Genomic DNA, 17,186 nt, shown 5'->3' on the forward strand with positions numbered 1-17,186 from the left:
TCTGTTTATTTTTACAAGCGTTACTGAAGGGAATCTGTTACTTTCAAATGTTTCAGACTGACATCTAAGATCGGTGCAGAATGTGTCAGTGCACCACTGGAAACATAATCAACGCCAAGCTCTGTGATCGTCCTGATATTTTCTTTTGTGATATTTCCGGAACACTCTGTCTTTGCCCTTCCAGCAATCAGACGGATTGCCTCCGCCATCTGTTCCGGTGTCATATTATCAAGCATAATGATGTCTGCACCAGCTTCCACAGCTTCTTTTACCATATCAAGATTTTCTGTTTCCACCTCAATCTTACGGACAAACGGAGCATAGGCTTTTGCCGCAAGAACTGCCTCTTTTACACCTCCTGCCGCGTCAATATGATTATCTTTTAACAGCACACCGTCAGACAAATTATAGCGATGATTCTGTCCACCACCCACGCAGACCGCATATTTTTCAAAAATACGCATACATGGTGTTGTCTTTCTTGTATCAAGCAGTGTTGTACTGCTGCCCTCTAATAACTGCGCAACCTCACGTGTATATGTTGCAATACCACTCAGACGCTGTAAATAATTAAGGGCCGTACGTTCTCCAGATAAAAGCACACGCACATCTCCCTTTACCGTTGCAAGAAGCTGTCCCTTTTTAACAGCATCACCGTCTTTTACCTCAGTACCATCCTGTTTTTTTGCCCATATCACTTTTGTAGAGACATCTAACATGGTAAATACACGCTCAAATACCGGAAGTCCTGCGATCACTCCATCCTGTTTGCAGATCAGTTCCACTTCTCCGGCTTTATATTCCGGCATTACTGCGTTAGTGGATACATCCTCACTGTGAATATCTTCCTCTAAGGCAAGACGGATATATTTGTCAGCAACAAGCTGCATGGTAATTGGATTCAAATTCATGATCTTTATTTCCTTTCTCTTCGTTTTGTATTTTTATTGCTGCACGTTTTGCAAATACAAGGCTTTCTAACAGACTGTTGCTTGCAAGACGGTTCTTTCCGTGAACACCATTGCAGCTTGTTTCCCCGGCTGCGTAAAGACGCGGCATTGTAGTCATGGAATCACGGTCCACATGAACACCACCCATAAAATAATGCTGTGCCGGTACGATCGGTGCCGGTTCTTTCAACAGATCATAGCCTTCTTCTAAACAGCGCTCATATATGTGTGGAAAATGTTTTAAAATAATTTCTTTTGGAACATGTGCAAATGAAATCCATTCATGTTCCACCCCTTCTTTTTTCATCTCTTCCTGAATCGCTTTGGTCACAACATCACGCGGCAAAAGTTCATTAACAAAACGTTCTCCTTTGTGATTGAGCAGAATCGCTCCCTCTCCCCTTGCTGATTCCGAGATCAGAAAACTTCTTCCGGGTTTTTTGCTGTAAAGACAGGTCGGGTGGATCTGTACATAGTCCATGTGTTCAAGTTCCACACCATGTTTTTCGGCAATCCGGCATGCATCGCCGGTCAGGATTGGAAAATTAGTGGAATGTTCATAAAGTCCGCCAATTCCTCCCGTCGCCATGATCGTGTTGTTGGCATGGATATGTAGTGTCTCGCCTTCTTTTGTTTCTGCAGCCATACCGGTACATTTCCCACCATCCACCAAAATATCTGTCATTGTCGTATATTCTAAAATGGTGACATTAGAACATTTTTTTACATGCGATAAAAGTGTCGTCGTAATTTCTTTTCCGGTAATATCCTCGTGAAAACAAATTCTTGGTCTTGAGTGTGCTCCCTCTCTGGTATATGCAAGGCTTCCATCCGGATTCTTTGCAAACCGTACACCAAAATTCAGCAGATCATTGATCACATCCCTGCTGGAACGTATCATGATATCAACGCTCTCTTTCCGGTTTTCATAATGCCCTGCCCGCATGGTATCTTCAAAATACGAATCGTAATCCTCTTCATCCCGTAATACACAGATTCCTCCCTGTGCCAGCATGGAATCACAGCTTTCTAAGTCTTCTTTTGAAAGCATAAGAACACTCATTTCTTCTGGCAGATTTAAAGCTGCATAAAGTCCTGCCACACCACATCCTGCAATTACCACGTCGTAATACAGATTTCTCATATCTGACCTCATTTCTGTGCTGCCACCTGATATAATTTATATTTTACAGCACACATTACTTTTATTTTCCTGCAAGTTCTAACATTCTCGCCAGTGCATTTTTTGCTGCTTTTTCCGTTTCCGGTTTCGCATGGATTTCATTCTCTCCCGTTTTTAAAACATGAAGCACTTTTTCAGGCGTGATTTTTTTCATATTCACACAGGTCGGTATCGTCTCCGGGAAATAAAATTCTGCATCCGGTCTGCGCTCTTTTAATTTTGTAAGAACTCCACACTCCGTACCAATGATAAATTCTTTGTCACTGCTCTCACCGGCGAAATTGATAATTCCGCTTGTGGAACCGATAAAATCTGCAATCTCAATAATTTTACGGTTACATTCCGGATGAACCAGAACTTTTGCATCCGGGTGCTCTGCCTTTAAGTCAAGCAATTCCTCTGCCTGCATAAATTCATGCACAATGCAGAATCCCTCGTTGTAAATAAATTCTTTTTCCGGTACTGCTGCTGCAACAAAATGAGCCAGATTCCGGTCCGGAATGAATAAAATATGTTTGTTCGGCAGATTTTTTACGATCTTTACCGCATTTGCGGAGGTCACACATACATCAGACCATGATTTAATCTCCTGTGTTGAATTGATATAACACACAACTGCCAGATCCTCATACTGGTTTCTCGCCGCTTCGACAGTTTCTTTTGTCACCATATGTGCCATCGGACAATCTGCAGCAAGATCCGGCATCAATACCGTTTTATCCGGATTTAATAGTTTTGCGCTCTCGCCCATAAATGTCACTCCGCAGAGTACAATTGTTTTATTATCAAGTTCTGTTGCCTTTTTACTCAGGAAATAAGAATCTCCGATATAATCAGCAAGCGCCTGTACCTCCGGTCTTACATAATAATGCGCTAAGATCACGGCATCTTTTTTCTTTTTCCACTCTTCTAATTCTTCTAAACTAATCATATACCCTCTTAACTCTCTTTCAAAAATCTTATTTTGCCCATCAATCCCAGATTTTTACTGAAACTTTTCGTAGTATATCACTTATCATTACATATGACAAGACACATGTTTGAAATTATGTAAAGTTTTTTATAGAAAACAATCAATCATTCTGAATCCATACATAATCCAGACTGTTTTGCAGCATATTAAGCAGTAGAATGTATGACCCACATTCGGTTACTGCAAAAAAATATGAAAAAGAGGTATTATATATGTTAAACGGAGATACCATAAAGTTACTGCGTGAATGTGATGCCGGCACAAAAATGGCAGTTTATTCCATGGATGAGATCTGTGATAAAATCTCAGATACAGATTTCAAAAATGTTGTCACAGCATCCAGGCAGAAACATGAACGTCTTGGTAATGAAATCCATACACAATTAGAAAAATGCGATGATTCCGCCAAAGAACCGAACGTATTTGCAAAAGGAATGTCCTGGCTGAAAACAAATGCCAAATTAGCTGTCGAGGAAAGCGATGCTGTGTGTGCCGATCTGTTAACCGAAGGATGTAACATGGGTGTCAAATCACTCTGCCGTTATTACAACCAGTACGCAGCTGCAGACGAACAGGCACAAGGATTCTGCAAGGAACTGATCCATCTGGAAGAAAATCTCGCCAAAGAAATACGAAGTTATCTATAGGCAGACAAATCAAAAAAGACAATAACAACCTTTTGGATTGTTACTGTCTTTTTTGTTATCTGCCTTTTACAACAAATTCCTGAATTTCTTCCATAACCATATCATCTTCTTCATATATCGTCAGAGTCAGTGGCTTTGACAGATCCATTGTGCAGACGCCGATAATAGATTTTCCATCCACAATATATCTGCCTTTTGCAAGATCAAATGTTCCCTTATGACTGCTTAGAATATGACATAGTTTCTTTGCTTTTTCCGGTGCATCGATCAATACTTCTATCTGCTTCAAAACAAAATCCTCCTGTTTTTGTTCTTGTATAGATATAGTATTCCACAATTTTCCACCGGTTATTCATTATTCAGCAAGCAATACTTCAATCTCATCAAGCACTTCTCCAAACACATCAAGTGCTTCCTGGATCGGCTTTGGTGTTTCAAGATTAACGCCTGCAATTTTAAGGAGTTCTACCGGAGAGGCAGAACATCCGCCTGACAAAAATTTCTTATAACGCTCTACTGCAGGTGCTCCCTCTTTTAAGATTCCATGTGCCAGTGCAACCGCGGAAGAAAATCCCGTTGCATACTGATATACATAAAAATTATAATAAAAATGAGGGATTCTTGCCCACTCATAGGCAATCTCAGGATCTGATACCATATCCGGTCCAAAATATTTGCAATTCAGGTCATAATACAGTTTATTTAATGTCTCAGCAGTCAGGCTTTCTCCCTCTTCTGCCATCTTATTACTTAACATTTCATACTCTGCAAACATTGTCTGACGGTAAACAGTTCCTTTGAAGCTGTCAAGATAATGGTTGAGCAGATAAGCGCGCTCTTTTTTATCTGTCGTATTTTTCAGAAGATATTCCATTAAAAGTACTTCGTTACATGTAGATGCCACTTCCGCAACGAAAATCTTATACTGGGAATAAATATATGGCTGCGCTTCGTTTGAATAGTAGGAGTGCATTGCATGTCCCATCTCATGTGCAAGTGTAAACATGTTATCAAGCGTATCATTGTGATTTAACAATACATATGGATGTCCGCCATATGCGCCTGCAGAATAGGCCCCGCTTCTCTTTCCCTCATTCTCATAAACATCGATCCAGCGGCTTTCAAATCCTTCTTTTACCTTTGCAACATATTCTTCGCCAAGTGGTGCTAATGCCTTTAAAACAGTCTCTTTTGCCTCTTCAAAAGAAATCTTCTTTGCTGCATCTGCAATCATTGGTGTATACACATCATACATATGAAGTTCATCTACACCGAGACATTTTTTACGAAGACGTACATAACGGTGCATTTTGTCCATATTTTTATTGATCGTATCGATCAGATTATAATACACAGACGGAGAAACATTGTTTGCATCCACTGCTGCTTCCAATGTTGAAGCATAATGTCTTGCATTTGCATAAAAAATCTGCTGTTTTACCTGTCCATTATATAATGCAGCAAGTGTATTAGCATACTGTTTATATACACCGTAAAAACCTTCAAATGCGTCTTTGCGCACGCGGCGGTCTGCAGACTCTTCAAACGGCACAAAATTACCGTGGGACAGTCTTACTGTATCACCCTCTTCATCTTTGATCTCCGGGAATACAAAATCAGCATTGTTGATAATAGAATATACCTGTCCGGATGTCTCTGCCATATCCCCTGTCATCGCCACCAGCTTTTCCATCTCCGCAGAAAGCGTATGTGCTTTGGTACGCTCAATCTCTTCAATCTGCTTCCGGTAAAGTTCCAGTTCCGGCAGTTCTTTATAATATCCTTCTAATACATTTTCATCCATTGTAAGAATCTCCGGGACAATAAATGCTGTGCGGCTCGACACTTTTGTCATCATGGAATACATTTTCTGAGACATTGCCTGATGTGCAGTATTTTTCTGATCCTCATCAAACAGTCTCTCTGCATATTCAAAATCATAATCCAGTTTTTCTCCTGCTTTTGCTGCATTTTCCAATACAAACAGCAGATTTTTTGCAGATGCAGCTACCTTGCCTTCCATTTTCCCGATCTCATCCAGGATCTTATCAATCTCCGTTAAATCTTTTTTCCAATCCTCATCGGATGCATACATATCTTTTAAATTCCATGTGTATTCTTCTTTTACTTCACTTCGTTTTAATAATTTTTTTGCCATTGTAAACCTCCAGATTTTTACTGCCAGAAAATAATTCCAACACTCTTTAATTTACGCTCTGCAAAAGAAATTGTAAAGAAAAATATTGATGTTTTTTTATCTATTGTTTATTCGGTGCAAGGAACAGCTCGTAGAAGTTATTCAATGCATCCGGTTCTCTGCTGTTTCCGATTCCATGGTCTTCCACATATTTTTTTATCTCTTTGATGGTTTCTTTTGATAATACATAGGTTTCAACCGGGGTATCATGATCCATATTATTTAATGCTGATTCCAGTGCCGCACGGTATTCCGGATCGACTTTCCAGATAGAATTATCTTCAAGTCCTCCCTCTTCATACGGCTTATGATAATATTTGCTGTTGATGAAACGGGTAACTCCGGTCAGATCCATCTGTGTGATCTTCTTCGGTGTTGTATCAGTTACATACACCATGATCTGTTTCACATAAGTATTTCCTGTATGGTCAACTACAGTCAGATTTTCCGATGTGGCAAAATCATGCTGCAGGTTTGTAAACTCACCTGCCTGATAGTCCGGGATCGTAAAGGATGTGAAAACCTCCGGATCACTTGGAGCCGGGTTTGTTCCCGGCAAAATCGGGCTTCCATCCTCACGGTCGGTCGCTGTTGCATGGCTTAAAATCTCTTCTTCCGTGATAAATCCGCTCTGTGCCTGCTCTAAAGTGTAATACAGATCCTGCGCCTGAATCCACGGACAATCATCCCATACAGCATAAAGTGTGATCTCTCCACCATCTTCTGCTACAAGGTTCTGCCCGATATCTCCGGCTTTCCACTGCGGGATAAAAGTGTCTTTGCCATCTTCTAAAGCCCAGCCCATAAAAATGGATGCATACACCTTTTTCTTTGGTGCTTCGGCTTTCTTATCTTCCTCAATTTTATCCAGATCTGCGTCTTTTAAAGCATCCATATCGACTGCATCATCTTCTGTCCTTTTTTCCAGCATAGCATCTCCGTTAAGATCTGTTTCATCTGCAGCGTCTGTATCATCAGAATCCGCTTGTGTTTCTGCAGCTTCATCAGAATTATCTTCCATGCCTGATTCATCCATATCGTCCACGGATTTCGATACATCTGCTATATCCGCATCATTACCATCGTTTCCGGTATCTTCGTCATCGATAACTGAATTTTTATCATCTTGGGTTTCAGCATCTTCAATTTCAGTGTCTTCACTTTCGGCATCTTCGATTTCAGTGTCATTGTTTTCTACGTCGTCACTTTCGGCATCTTCAATTTCAGTGTCTTCGATCTCAGTGTCTTCCTCTTCTTCTTCATATCCTGCCATCATTGCTTTTGGAATTGCCCCGGAAATGACACCATCTGTCACATTCTGACCATCGAGTGTATATTTCACATAGGCTGCTGTTCCGTCTGCATTCCATACATCCGGCAGTGTCACATCGGTATCATACGTGGTTTCGATATCGTCGATATGTCCGGCTCCGCCGTTTGGATCAAAATGGATCGTATATTTATTTGCTTCTGCACTGGCTGTCATTGTAACGTTTCCTGCCGGCATTGTGAATGTAAATTTCTTTGTATCCACGGTCTGATCTCCACCGGAACCTCCGGTATAATTACCAGTCCAGTTCAGCCAGTGATAGCCTTCTTTTACATTGGCGTCGATCGTTACGCTCTGGCCGTAACGGTACGGTCCTGCTCCGATCGTTTTTTCTATACCTGTCCCGGCATTTAAGGTCACATTGTAAAGGTGTCTTTCATAATAATAATCAATGACCATCTTTCCATCCGCAGTGACTGCTTTCGTCTGTGTTTTCGGACTGTCAAATCCGGTATATGTCTTTACTGCAGGCATTACTTTGCTTCCGATCTGTGCTTTCTTTGTCTCTGTCTCGGCAAGTTCATAGTTCTTATCATCATGGTCAGATGCAATTCCGGTTGTTTTCTGTTTCCAGTGATGAACGGTATAAACAGCTTCATCTAACACTCCGGTAAGAGTTAAGGTCATGTTATAAGCAGGCATGCTTCTCTCATAGGCATAGGTTTTATCATTCACATAATCAGATGTAACCTTACAGTTTGTCGAAACACCGGTCTTTTCATTGAGATCCGTCCACATGCTGAACACGTAGCCGGTATTAAAGGTCGGTGTGGAAACAATGTTTGCATTACACGGCAATTCATACGACGCCATGTAATAATCACCGGATACCGTGCTGCTACTGTTTACTGTGCCACCGGCACCAGTGATCGCCGTCCCATTATTAAATACCTGTGTTACAGCTTTATTGACCGTGGTTTTGTCAATCTTGACAGTAAGTACATAGATCGGAACTCCGACTGATTCTTTCGTTAATATGTCATCAATGGTAGTCTTTGTTGCAACATTTTGTGATCTCAAATCACCGGACAGCTTAGATCCATTCTTAAACTCTTCCACTCCGGAATTTTTCTCATATGTACAGTCGATACTGTAACTGATATAACTGCCTCTGCTTGGGTTTTTAAATTTACTATCCGTATATTTTGTTCCCTTATCTCCCTGTGTATCAACCGCAAATGTTACCGTATGATTTTTCGCATTCCATGTTCCTTTTATTGTTGTTTTTGTATCAGCTTCTTTATTATATACTGTCAATTCCGGTTTCGTATTGGTCGGAGTCAGTGCTTTATCTAATGTGACCACCAGTTTTCCATTGTAATAACCTGTTTTTGTCTGCAGGGTTTTATTGGTGATCTTCTGTGAAACGTTAACTGTGGTAGGGCTCTTTACCGTTGTGACCTGATTTCCCTCTGCAAAGTTATCCGAGATATCTATCGCAATACCTGTCACAAACATGGTAACCCATTTGTTAAAATCTCCGGTATTGGTCTGCAAAGTATAATACTGATTTGCATAGGCAGGCTGTGTACTTTCCTTTTTAATTGTAAAATCGACCAGATCTCCTTTTGTTGTCGTCGCTTTACTGTACAGTGCATTTCCATTGATCGATAAATACGGACTTACATCTTTTGACAGTCCGAAAATCTTTTTGTTTTTATCAAACTTTTCAGACGCTTTCTGTGCATACAGGTTCATTTTGGTAAATTTGGAATTACTATTAGTGCTCTCCACAAAAATCATCAGATATTGTCCGGTCAAAGGCACTTTATCATTTGCCTTGTATGCCTTTGATCTCACACTTGTAACCATTCCGGTTTTAATGTCTTTCTCTACCCATTCTCCATTATGCTTTGAAACATCATCAATATTAAAATCCGCGGACATTCTAAGACGCACTGCCCTCATCGGAACTGACATATCACAGTTTTCCACAATGATCAGCTGCCATCCACCGGCGCCCTCGCCACCGCCGATATGCTCATAATACGGAATGTTGAATACCGAATACGTTCCATAGATCTTGCTGCTTTTATTAATGATATCCGTCACATCCGCATACATGTTTACGAAGGTGTACTGTTGCCTCACTCCTTCCTCTTTGTTTTGGTTTTTATAATCAATTGACCTGTTATCATAAGTTGCATACTGTGCCTTTATCAGTTTTGCTGTTCCATCCGGCAGTACAAAAGCGATTTCTGATTTTGCAAGTGCTTTCGCATCTGTGTCCGATCTTTTGATACTTGTCCTTGCCTGCCATACCAGATATGCTGCACGGATCGTCCCATCCGCACCTTCTGACTTTGTCAGCTTTGCAGACCGGTTGTTTTTGATCTTCTTTCCGATCACTGAATTATCTGCATTTTTCAAAACATTTTCCGCAGCTTTATACTGGTCTTTTTTACTATCATAGGTATTATAATTCGTAACGATATCATAAGCCCATGTATCATAGTTCGTATTTCCGGTATAGTTAATATTCAGCCGCCCATACAGCGGGGTTTCTTTTCCAGCCTGTGAATCTGTCATATAGACATTTCCTGCTTCTTCTACCGTGATCGCTTTTATGTTCTGTGGGATCATGGTGATCAGAACCATTACTGCACAGAGCAGTAAAAATCTGCTTAGTTTCAATATTTTTTCTTTCATAGATCTCCTTTCGACTTTCCGTCCTGTGTATTTATATTTTCATTTTGAAAATACCGTGGTAAAAAAAATGAACTGCAAGGTAATCAGAGATTCCAAGCAGTTCATTTTTCTGACTATCAAAATTAATTTTGATAGTTTTCATACTTATTCAATTTTACTTGTTGTTTAAAGCTCAGTTACCCATCCATCCTTTTCATCAGTTTCATCCATGCCTCTTCCTGTTGTGAAACCTGTACTATATTTAGCAAAGGAAGTCTGTTTATCGCTGACAGTCACTTTCCAGGAATAACTCCACCGTCCATCTGCTGTTTTTAAAGTAATAATAGAATATCCTTTTCCTATTACATCCAGATAGCCTTCATCTTTGACTCTTAAAACATTTTCATTGCTACTGGTCATGATAATCTTATTATTGCTTGTAATAGCATCTGCTGAATCACTTGATGCTGCAACCTTCTTATCTGCGGAGAAAAATTCTTCATTAACCGGCAGCAACCGATTTTCAATCGTTCCATCCTCATGTTTCTTTACATAGTACTTGATATTATCGTACATATCAAATCCCACTGCCAGTACCATGTCATTTTTCTTGACAGTTACCTTATAAGCAGCTTTGACTTTCTTATTGGCTTTGGATGTAACTGTGATCGTTGCGGTTCCTACCTTTTTCGGTGTAACAAAACCGGTAGAAGAAACGGCTGCGACACTTGTGTTGCTGGACTTATAGGAAACAGCACTGTTCTTTACGCCGGTGATCCGTTTTACCTTGATCTGTGCCTGTCCGTATTTTTCTTTCTGTACTAAAAGCTGTTCTCCAATAAACTGATCCATGCTCTCGTGATCTTCGGTATAAAATTCAAGGCTGTGTGCATCACCACAATGATTATAAATCTTATGGAAAGATTTTTCCGGGTACAAAACCACGTTATCTTCTTCGAGGACGATCTTACCTTTTCCTTTTTCGGAATAGTCCGTGTCAATCATATCCGCCGTTTTTACGGTTACCTTAAACACAGCTTTTACTTTCTTGTTGATTTTGGAAGTTACAGTGATTGTAGCTGTACCAGCTTTCTTTCCGGTTACTTTTCCTTTGGATGATACCGTTGCAATTTTCTTGTCACTGGAAGAAAAGGTAAGGTTCTTATTGCTGAGACCTTTAAACGATTTTACCTTGATCGTGGTTGTATTTCCAACAATGATACTCTCTTTGCTCTTTTTTAAAGTGATCTTTGCTTTCTGCTTTCCTTTGCTTACCGTCAGACTCAGTGTTCCTTTTACTTTGGAATCATAAATGGATGTCACAGTGATTTTACATTTTCCTTTTTTCTTTACTGTCACAACACCCTTTGCATTTACTGTTGCAATGCTGGTGTTCGAGGATTTGTATTTCAGTTCACCGGATTTGATACCGTCTTTACTGTTTTTTGATCCTACTACCACTCCATTTTTAAACATGGCAACCGGGATGATCGTGAACTTCTCTCCTGCATAAACAGTTTTCTTTTTTATGCAGTGATAATGTCTGTATGTAGAAATATTGCAACAATGTTCCTGCGTTTTATGCCATTTGGCATCATCCGATGTTGCAAACACGATCTGATTCTTTGGCTGATCCTCTCCAAAGTAATCAATGTATGTTGCCTGCTTTGCCGATACTTCCTCCGGCTGTGGTACTACGATGCTGCTGATGCACATGATAAGTGCCAGCGTGAGCACGACTGCTTTTTTCCATCCTGCCACCTTTGCGGTGTTCATTCCTTTCCGGTTTCTTCTTTCTCTCATAACTTCGATTCTCCTTTATCTTTTATTTTTGATTCTTTTACCTTACGACATTGACAAACGAAATGGAAACTTTTATAATATACCTATCAAGACAGCCGGGTGATAAGCAAATACCTATCTGCTCCGGTGAAACAAGTTTATAAGTTACAAAAAATAACCGTCAACTTTTCTCAGGAGCTGGACGGTTATTTTTTTGTCTTATCATGGGTATCATTACTGACACTTCTGATAAGCGTTATGATGGCACATATCATAATAATGAATGTGAACAAGTCACTGTATGTAACCATGCTACCACCCCTTTCTCCGAATCTCGGAGCAGATCTAAGTGGTAAAGCCGTCCTGCCGGCTGCCTTGAAAAGTATATTATATTGGATTTCCTGTTTTTATTATAAACGTAATGCTATGGAAAAGCAACTTCTCTGATCGAATCTCTTCTTAATTTAATTGTCAAAGTACGGTGTGTGAATAAAGCCATTGTTTCACTTAAATGCGTCAGGAATATTCTTAAAGATATCTGTAATGAAATAAAAAAGACTGTTACGGATATGCCATCTTTATTAATAAAAAGCTGACATATAGAATATCCAGATTAAAACTGATATTTCATTTCTTCATATGTAAATTTAGTATAACAAATTTTTTACATAAAAAAAGACATTTTCATTTATTTAATTTTATTTTTATATTTGTAATTTACTTTTAATTAAAATATACAAATTCAAATTGTTCTGTTCCCGCAATAATAAAAATGAGTGCAAGCATGTTGACACACTTGCACTCATTGATATTTTATATCAGTTTAAATTTTATTTTATAGTTGTAACCTTCACAGTATGCTGCTTCTCAAGATGAGAACAATCACAAAACTTATAATCTTTTTTATTAAATGTGATCTTCTGTGTCGTTACGCCCGAAAATTTTATATCATCCACATATATATAGCCGCTGCTCTTTGAACAGACTCCTGTAATAGCAACCCCTTGTATAATGTTGTATTTGGTTTTTGTATTGATCTTTGACTCCTTTTCATCTTTAGAAACAACATTCCTCAGCGGCATATTGTTAACTGTAATCATATAATATTTTCCTGATTTTTTGCAGCTTGCCAGTTTCCCGGCTTTAATATTTCTGTCAGTTACTGAATCATACAATTCCACTTGTATTTTTTTACCATCTTTGATCAATATCACCGGATATCTTGAAGAGATAGTACCGGCATATTTACCATTTTTACTGTTTTCAAGATCAATCCCTGTATTTACATAAACACGATCCCAATTCTTTTTTAGGGCTGATGCCGGAACATACACCTTAACCGAAAGTTTCATATTTTTCTTTATTTTTGATGCTTTTTTATAGCCAATCCCAAGATAGTAACTATTATTTTCCCACGCCTCTTCTGATTTATCTCCGTTAAATGTAACCTTTGTGCGAAGCGCCTTATTTGCAGCAGCAAATGTCTCTGCCGACGGAATAGCTGCAAACACACCGATCAAAAGTGCCATTACCAGTACTTTTGCCATTACCACAATACTCTGTTTGTGTTTTACCATACACAAATCCTCCTGTCCTTATTCTCCTGGTTTTAACATTTTTTTACTTTACAAATTAGCTATTATTTAATAGTTGTAACCTTCGGAGAATAATATTTATCCAAATGACCTCCACTGTACCACTTATAGTCTTCCTTATTAAATGTAATCTTCTGCACAGTCACACCTGAAATCTGCAAATCATCAATATATACATAACCGCTGGTCTTTGTGCAGATGCCCGTGACACCGATTCCCTGTCCAAGATTATATTTCGTTTTCGTGTTAATCTTTGATGTCTTTTCATCCTTATAAACAGTATTTTTCAATGGCATATTATTGATCGTGATCACATAATATTTTCCGGATTTTTTATAGCTGGCTATTTTCCCAGGCTTACACTCTTTTTCTTTCACCAGATCCACCAGCGCAAGACGTATTTTTTTGCCCTCTTTGCTCAGAATTACCTGATATTTTGCACCGATCTCCCCAGCATATTTACCGTTTTTACTATTTTCCAGATTTATCCATGCATCCACAATTACAGTATCTCCATTCTTTTTTAAGGCTGCTGCCGGAACGTACACTTTTGCGGACATTTTCATATTTTTCTTGATTTTTGAAGCTTTTTGATAACCTGCCTGCATAATATAATTGTTATTTCTCCACGCTTCATCAGAGTCCTTATCTCCGTTAAATGTAACCTTTGTACGAAGCGCTTTATTTGCAGCAGCAAATGTCTCTGTCGACGGAATAGCTGCAAACACACCGATCAAAAGTGCCATTACCAGTACTTTCGCTATCACCACAATACTCTTTTTTTGTTTTAACATACGCAAATCCTCCAATCCTCATTCTCCCTATGTTCCTCTTAGCAACTCATTTCTAAATACAATACTGCCAGCTTAATTTTTCTTTCAGGCACACATTCATATCAAAATCTGCATATTATTGTTTGTATAATTTTATTAGTTTTTTCGACAAATTTTGACAAGTTATTGTATTTATAGGAATTTATATAATAATTATATTATTTTCATTTTAATGTGTCAACAAATATACTATCTATCAACATTGTTTTTGCATTAAAAATCCGTTATAATATCATTCTGCGGGAAATCCGCGGAAACACATTCCGAAAGGAGATTTAAAAATGGCTTTTGATGGATTAGTAATATCCAATCTTGTATATGAACTGAATCAGACAATTTTAAATGCAAAAATCAGCAAAATTGCACAGCCGGAAAATGACGAACTTCTTTTTACCTTAAAAGGAAGCAACGGACAGTTCCGCCTTGCCATGTCAGCAAGTGCTTCCCTGCCTTTTGTGTATCTGACTGAAACGAACAAACCAAGTCCCCTGACCGCACCAAATTTTTGTATGCTGTTGCGCAAACATATCGCAAACGGACGGATCATAAAAATTTATCAGCCCCATATGGAACGTATTATTCATTTTGACATTGAACATCTTGATGAGATGGGGGATCTGTGTCAGAAAACACTGATTGTAGAATTGATGGGAAAACACAGCAACATTATTTTCTGTAACGCCGACGGCATGATTATTGACAGTATCAAACATGTATCCTCCATGATGAGTTCTGTGCGTGAAGTCCTTCCGGGACGGGCTTACTGTATTCCTGCGACACAGGAAGATAAATTAAATCCACTTGAAGTTACGGAAGAAGTTTTCATGGAATCCGTCATGAAAAAACCTGTTTCCATCACAAAGGCAATTTATGGTTCTTTCACCGGAATCAGTCCTGTGATCGCAAATGAAATCTGTTACCGTGCTTCGATTGATGGAGATATGCCAGTAGATTCATTGGATGCAGACGGCAAAAAACATCTGTTCCATAACTTTTCATGGATGATGGATGATGTCAGAAATCACAATTACTGTCCAAACATCATCATGCGCGGACGGGAACCGATCGATTTTTCCTGTTTCCGCCTGTCAGAATATGTCCACACTACATCTGACAAAAAAATCATGCAGAACACAGACATTTCTGACACAGATGGCTATACTATGACAGAATATGATTCGATCTCCAAAGTACTTGAAGAATACTACGCTTCAAGAAATATTTACACACGCATCCGACAAAAATCTGTCGATCTGCGTAAAATCGTATCAACTGCATTAGAACGTAACCGGAAAAAATACCAGCTCCAGCAAAAGCAGTTAAAAGACACCGAAAAACGTGATAAATATAAAGTATACGGTGAGCTCATCCACACATACGGCTACGGTTTAGAGGAAGGTGCCAGACAGCTCGAAGCAGTCAATTATTATACAAACGAAAACGTTACGATTCCTCTTGATCCGACTTTAGATGCCAAAGCAAATGCGCAAAAATATTTTGATAAATACGGGAAGTTAAAACGTACTTATGAGGCACTTACCGATCTGATCCAGGAGACAAAGTCTGAAATTGAACATTTAGAGAGTATTGCCACCTCTTTAGATATTGCCCTGACTGAGGATGATCTGGTGCAGATCAAAGAAGAACTGGTAGAATATGGATATATCAAACGGAAACGCACCGATAAAAAAGCAAAGATCAAAAGCAAACCTTTTCATTACATTTCTTCGGACGGTTATCATATGTATGTTGGGAAAAATAATTATCAGAATGAAGAACTGACATTTAAATTTGCAACCGGAAACGACTGGTGGTTTCATGCCAAAGGAATGCCAGGTTCCCATGTTATCGTAAAAACAAACAACGAAACAGACCTGCCAGACCGCATGTTTGAAGAAGCCGGAAAACTTGCCGGTTACTATTCAAGCGGCAGGGACAGTGATAAGATTGAGATCGATTATCTTCAGAAAAAAAATGTAAAAAAGCCAAACGGAAGTGCTCCGGGCTTTGTGGTGTATTACACTAATTTTTCGCTGACGGTACATCCTGATATTTCTGATCTGACGCTGGTGGAATAAAACAATAACCAGCCCTCCAAAACAACTATGAATCAGCGTTATAAAATGATAAAAATCGCAGCCGTGGATTTATAAGACCACGACTGCGATTTTTCTGTCTAAAATTATATTTTAAAATAAGTTATGCTTCTTTCTTTTTACTGAGTAATAATAATGCGATGACAGCAAAAAGCAGATACGCTGCTATGGAAATAACAGAAGACTCCACACCGAATTCTCCACCCGTCAGCAGAAAAGAATCTGTATCAAGCACATAATTATACCAGGCTGTACCATCCACCGCAGAGCCGATATGGATCAATCCTCCGATCATCAGACAATTCCAGACTCCATGCATGAGTGCAGAATACCAGATTGTTCCGGTATAACAGGTCACAAGGGAGAACAAAATGCCAACCAGACTTCCTGCTATCACAACCTGGATCATTCCAGAAATACTCATCCCCTCTTCGATATGCAGACATCCAAACAGAACGGATGGAACGATCACTGCAATTTTCCGGTTCCACGCATATTCTACCGAACTCATAATAACTCCACGGAATACTGTCTCTTCCACGATTCCGGTTGCCAGCCCTAAATATGCCACGCTTCCGGCGACAAGCCGTTTTATCGTTTCCGATTCCATGGACGATTGCTGCCATGTTCCTGCAAATAACTGATATACTAAGATCACCAGCAACGGCATTGCAAAAGCAGCGATGATCCAAAATGGATACAGATCCGGCTTCCCAACCTTAAAATCTGTCACTGGTATTTTCAACATCTTCTTGCATATCAGCCAGACTCCGCCAAGCACCAGTCCTGCATATAAAATTCCGGTAAAAATATTCCCGGTCACTGCTGACATTCCGCCTGCCACCAGCATATTTCCGATCAACAGTGCCAGAAGCTGTGAAAATGCCAATAAGCAAAGTGCAAGGATACTTACCCCAACTGCTTTTGTTCCACTAAATTTTGTTTGATTATTACCTCTCATATCTGCTCCTT

12 protein-coding genes are annotated in these 17,186 nt (G+C 39.3%); 2 read left to right on the top strand and 10 right to left on the bottom strand.

Annotated elements, in window-relative coordinates; translation table 11 throughout:
- Nucleotides 1-20: 20 nt before the first annotated feature.
- From nadC to nadA, 3 genes are all read right to left on the bottom strand, one after another.
- Nucleotides 21-905, bottom strand: coding sequence for a carboxylating nicotinate-nucleotide diphosphorylase (nadC, locus tag ACDD58_RS15075; protein ID WP_370778760.1), 885 nt, complete (start codon nucleotides 903-905; stop codon nucleotides 21-23).
- Complete coding sequence (locus ACDD58_RS15080; RefSeq protein ID WP_370778223.1) at nucleotides 874-2,094, bottom strand: L-aspartate oxidase; 1,221 nt, start codon at nucleotides 2,092-2,094, stop codon at nucleotides 874-876. Before ACDD58_RS15080 ends, nadC begins: the two co-directional genes overlap by 32 nt.
- A gap of 61 nt (nucleotides 2,095-2,155) precedes the next feature.
- Complete coding sequence (nadA, locus tag ACDD58_RS15085) at nucleotides 2,156-3,064, bottom strand: quinolinate synthase NadA (RefSeq protein WP_370778225.1); 909 nt, start codon at nucleotides 3,062-3,064, stop codon at nucleotides 2,156-2,158.
- Between the two features lie 254 nt (nucleotides 3,065-3,318).
- On the opposite strand from nadA, the gene ACDD58_RS15090 reads away from it, so the two are divergent.
- On the top strand, nucleotides 3,319-3,753 hold the full coding sequence (locus ACDD58_RS15090; protein ID WP_370778227.1) for a hypothetical protein: 435 nt from the start codon (nucleotides 3,319-3,321) through the stop codon (nucleotides 3,751-3,753).
- Between the two features lie 55 nt (nucleotides 3,754-3,808).
- Here ACDD58_RS15090 and ACDD58_RS15095 read toward each other — a convergent pair whose 3' ends face one another.
- From ACDD58_RS15095 to ACDD58_RS15120, 6 genes are all read right to left on the bottom strand, one after another.
- A complete protein-coding gene (locus ACDD58_RS15095; protein WP_370778229.1) occupies nucleotides 3,809-4,042 on the bottom strand; it encodes an HPr family phosphocarrier protein in 234 nt (77 codons plus the stop codon).
- A gap of 66 nt (nucleotides 4,043-4,108) precedes the next feature.
- Nucleotides 4,109-5,911 carry an oligoendopeptidase F gene (pepF, locus tag ACDD58_RS15100; RefSeq protein WP_370778231.1) on the bottom strand — a complete coding sequence of 601 codons (1,803 nt, stop codon included), beginning with the start codon at nucleotides 5,909-5,911 and terminating at the stop codon, nucleotides 4,109-4,111.
- Nucleotides 5,912-6,011: 100 nt separating this feature from the next.
- Nucleotides 6,012-9,929 (bottom strand): hypothetical protein, encoded by a 3,918-nt coding sequence (locus ACDD58_RS15105; protein ID WP_370778233.1) that lies wholly within the window; start codon nucleotides 9,927-9,929, stop codon nucleotides 6,012-6,014.
- A 165-nt stretch (nucleotides 9,930-10,094) separates the two neighbouring features.
- Nucleotides 10,095-11,711: an Ig-like domain-containing protein gene (locus ACDD58_RS15110; RefSeq protein WP_370778234.1), complete on the bottom strand. Its 1,617-nt coding sequence runs from the start codon at nucleotides 11,709-11,711 to the stop codon at nucleotides 10,095-10,097.
- 809 nt (nucleotides 11,712-12,520) lie between these two features.
- Entirely contained in the window at nucleotides 12,521-13,267 is a 747-nt protein-coding gene (locus tag ACDD58_RS15115; RefSeq protein ID WP_370778236.1) for a hypothetical protein, read from the bottom strand.
- Nucleotides 13,268-13,329: 62 nt separating this feature from the next.
- Nucleotides 13,330-14,079 carry a hypothetical protein gene (locus tag ACDD58_RS15120; protein ID WP_243102826.1) on the bottom strand — a complete coding sequence of 250 codons (750 nt, stop codon included), beginning with the start codon at nucleotides 14,077-14,079 and terminating at the stop codon, nucleotides 13,330-13,332.
- 320 nt (nucleotides 14,080-14,399) lie between these two features.
- On the opposite strand from ACDD58_RS15120, the gene ACDD58_RS15125 reads away from it, so the two are divergent.
- A complete protein-coding gene (locus ACDD58_RS15125) occupies nucleotides 14,400-16,196 on the top strand; it encodes an NFACT family protein (protein ID WP_370778238.1) in 1,797 nt (598 codons plus the stop codon).
- Nucleotides 16,197-16,317: 121 nt separating this feature from the next.
- Here the strand turns inward: ACDD58_RS15125 and ACDD58_RS15130 are convergent, their stop codons facing one another.
- On the bottom strand, nucleotides 16,318-17,175 hold the full coding sequence (locus ACDD58_RS15130) for a lysostaphin resistance A-like protein (RefSeq protein WP_370778239.1): 858 nt from the start codon (nucleotides 17,173-17,175) through the stop codon (nucleotides 16,318-16,320).
- Between the last annotated feature and the right edge of the window lie 11 nt (nucleotides 17,176-17,186).

It is taken from the genome of Roseburia sp. (assembly GCF_041325975.1).
GTDB lineage: Bacteria > Bacillota > Clostridia > Lachnospirales > Lachnospiraceae > Roseburia > Roseburia rectibacter.

Bases quoted from the DNA above. Each gene is read 5' to 3' on its own strand.
- ACDD58_RS15080 (WP_370778223.1), bottom strand. From the start codon at position 2,094: ATGAGAAATCTGTATTACGACGTGGTAATTGCAGGATGTGGTGTGGCA.
- nadA (WP_370778225.1), bottom strand. From the start codon at position 3,064: ATGATTAGTTTAGAAGAATTAGAAGAGTGGAAAAAGAAAAAAGATGCC.
- ACDD58_RS15090 (WP_370778227.1), top strand. From the start codon at position 3,319: ATGTTAAACGGAGATACCATAAAGTTACTGCGTGAATGTGATGCCGGC.
- pepF (WP_370778231.1), bottom strand. From the start codon at position 5,911: ATGGCAAAAAAATTATTAAAACGAAGTGAAGTAAAAGAAGAATACACA.
- ACDD58_RS15105 (WP_370778233.1), bottom strand. From the start codon at position 9,929: ATGAAAGAAAAAATATTGAAACTAAGCAGATTTTTACTGCTCTGTGCA.
- ACDD58_RS15110 (WP_370778234.1), bottom strand. From the start codon at position 11,711: ATGAGAGAAAGAAGAAACCGGAAAGGAATGAACACCGCAAAGGTGGCA.
- ACDD58_RS15115 (WP_370778236.1), bottom strand. From the start codon at position 13,267: ATGGTAAAACACAAACAGAGTATTGTGGTAATGGCAAAAGTACTGGTA.
- ACDD58_RS15120 (WP_243102826.1), bottom strand. From the start codon at position 14,079: ATGTTAAAACAAAAAAAGAGTATTGTGGTGATAGCGAAAGTACTGGTA.
- ACDD58_RS15125 (WP_370778238.1), top strand. From the start codon at position 14,400: ATGGCTTTTGATGGATTAGTAATATCCAATCTTGTATATGAACTGAAT.
- ACDD58_RS15130 (WP_370778239.1), bottom strand. From the start codon at position 17,175: ATGAGAGGTAATAATCAAACAAAATTTAGTGGAACAAAAGCAGTTGGG.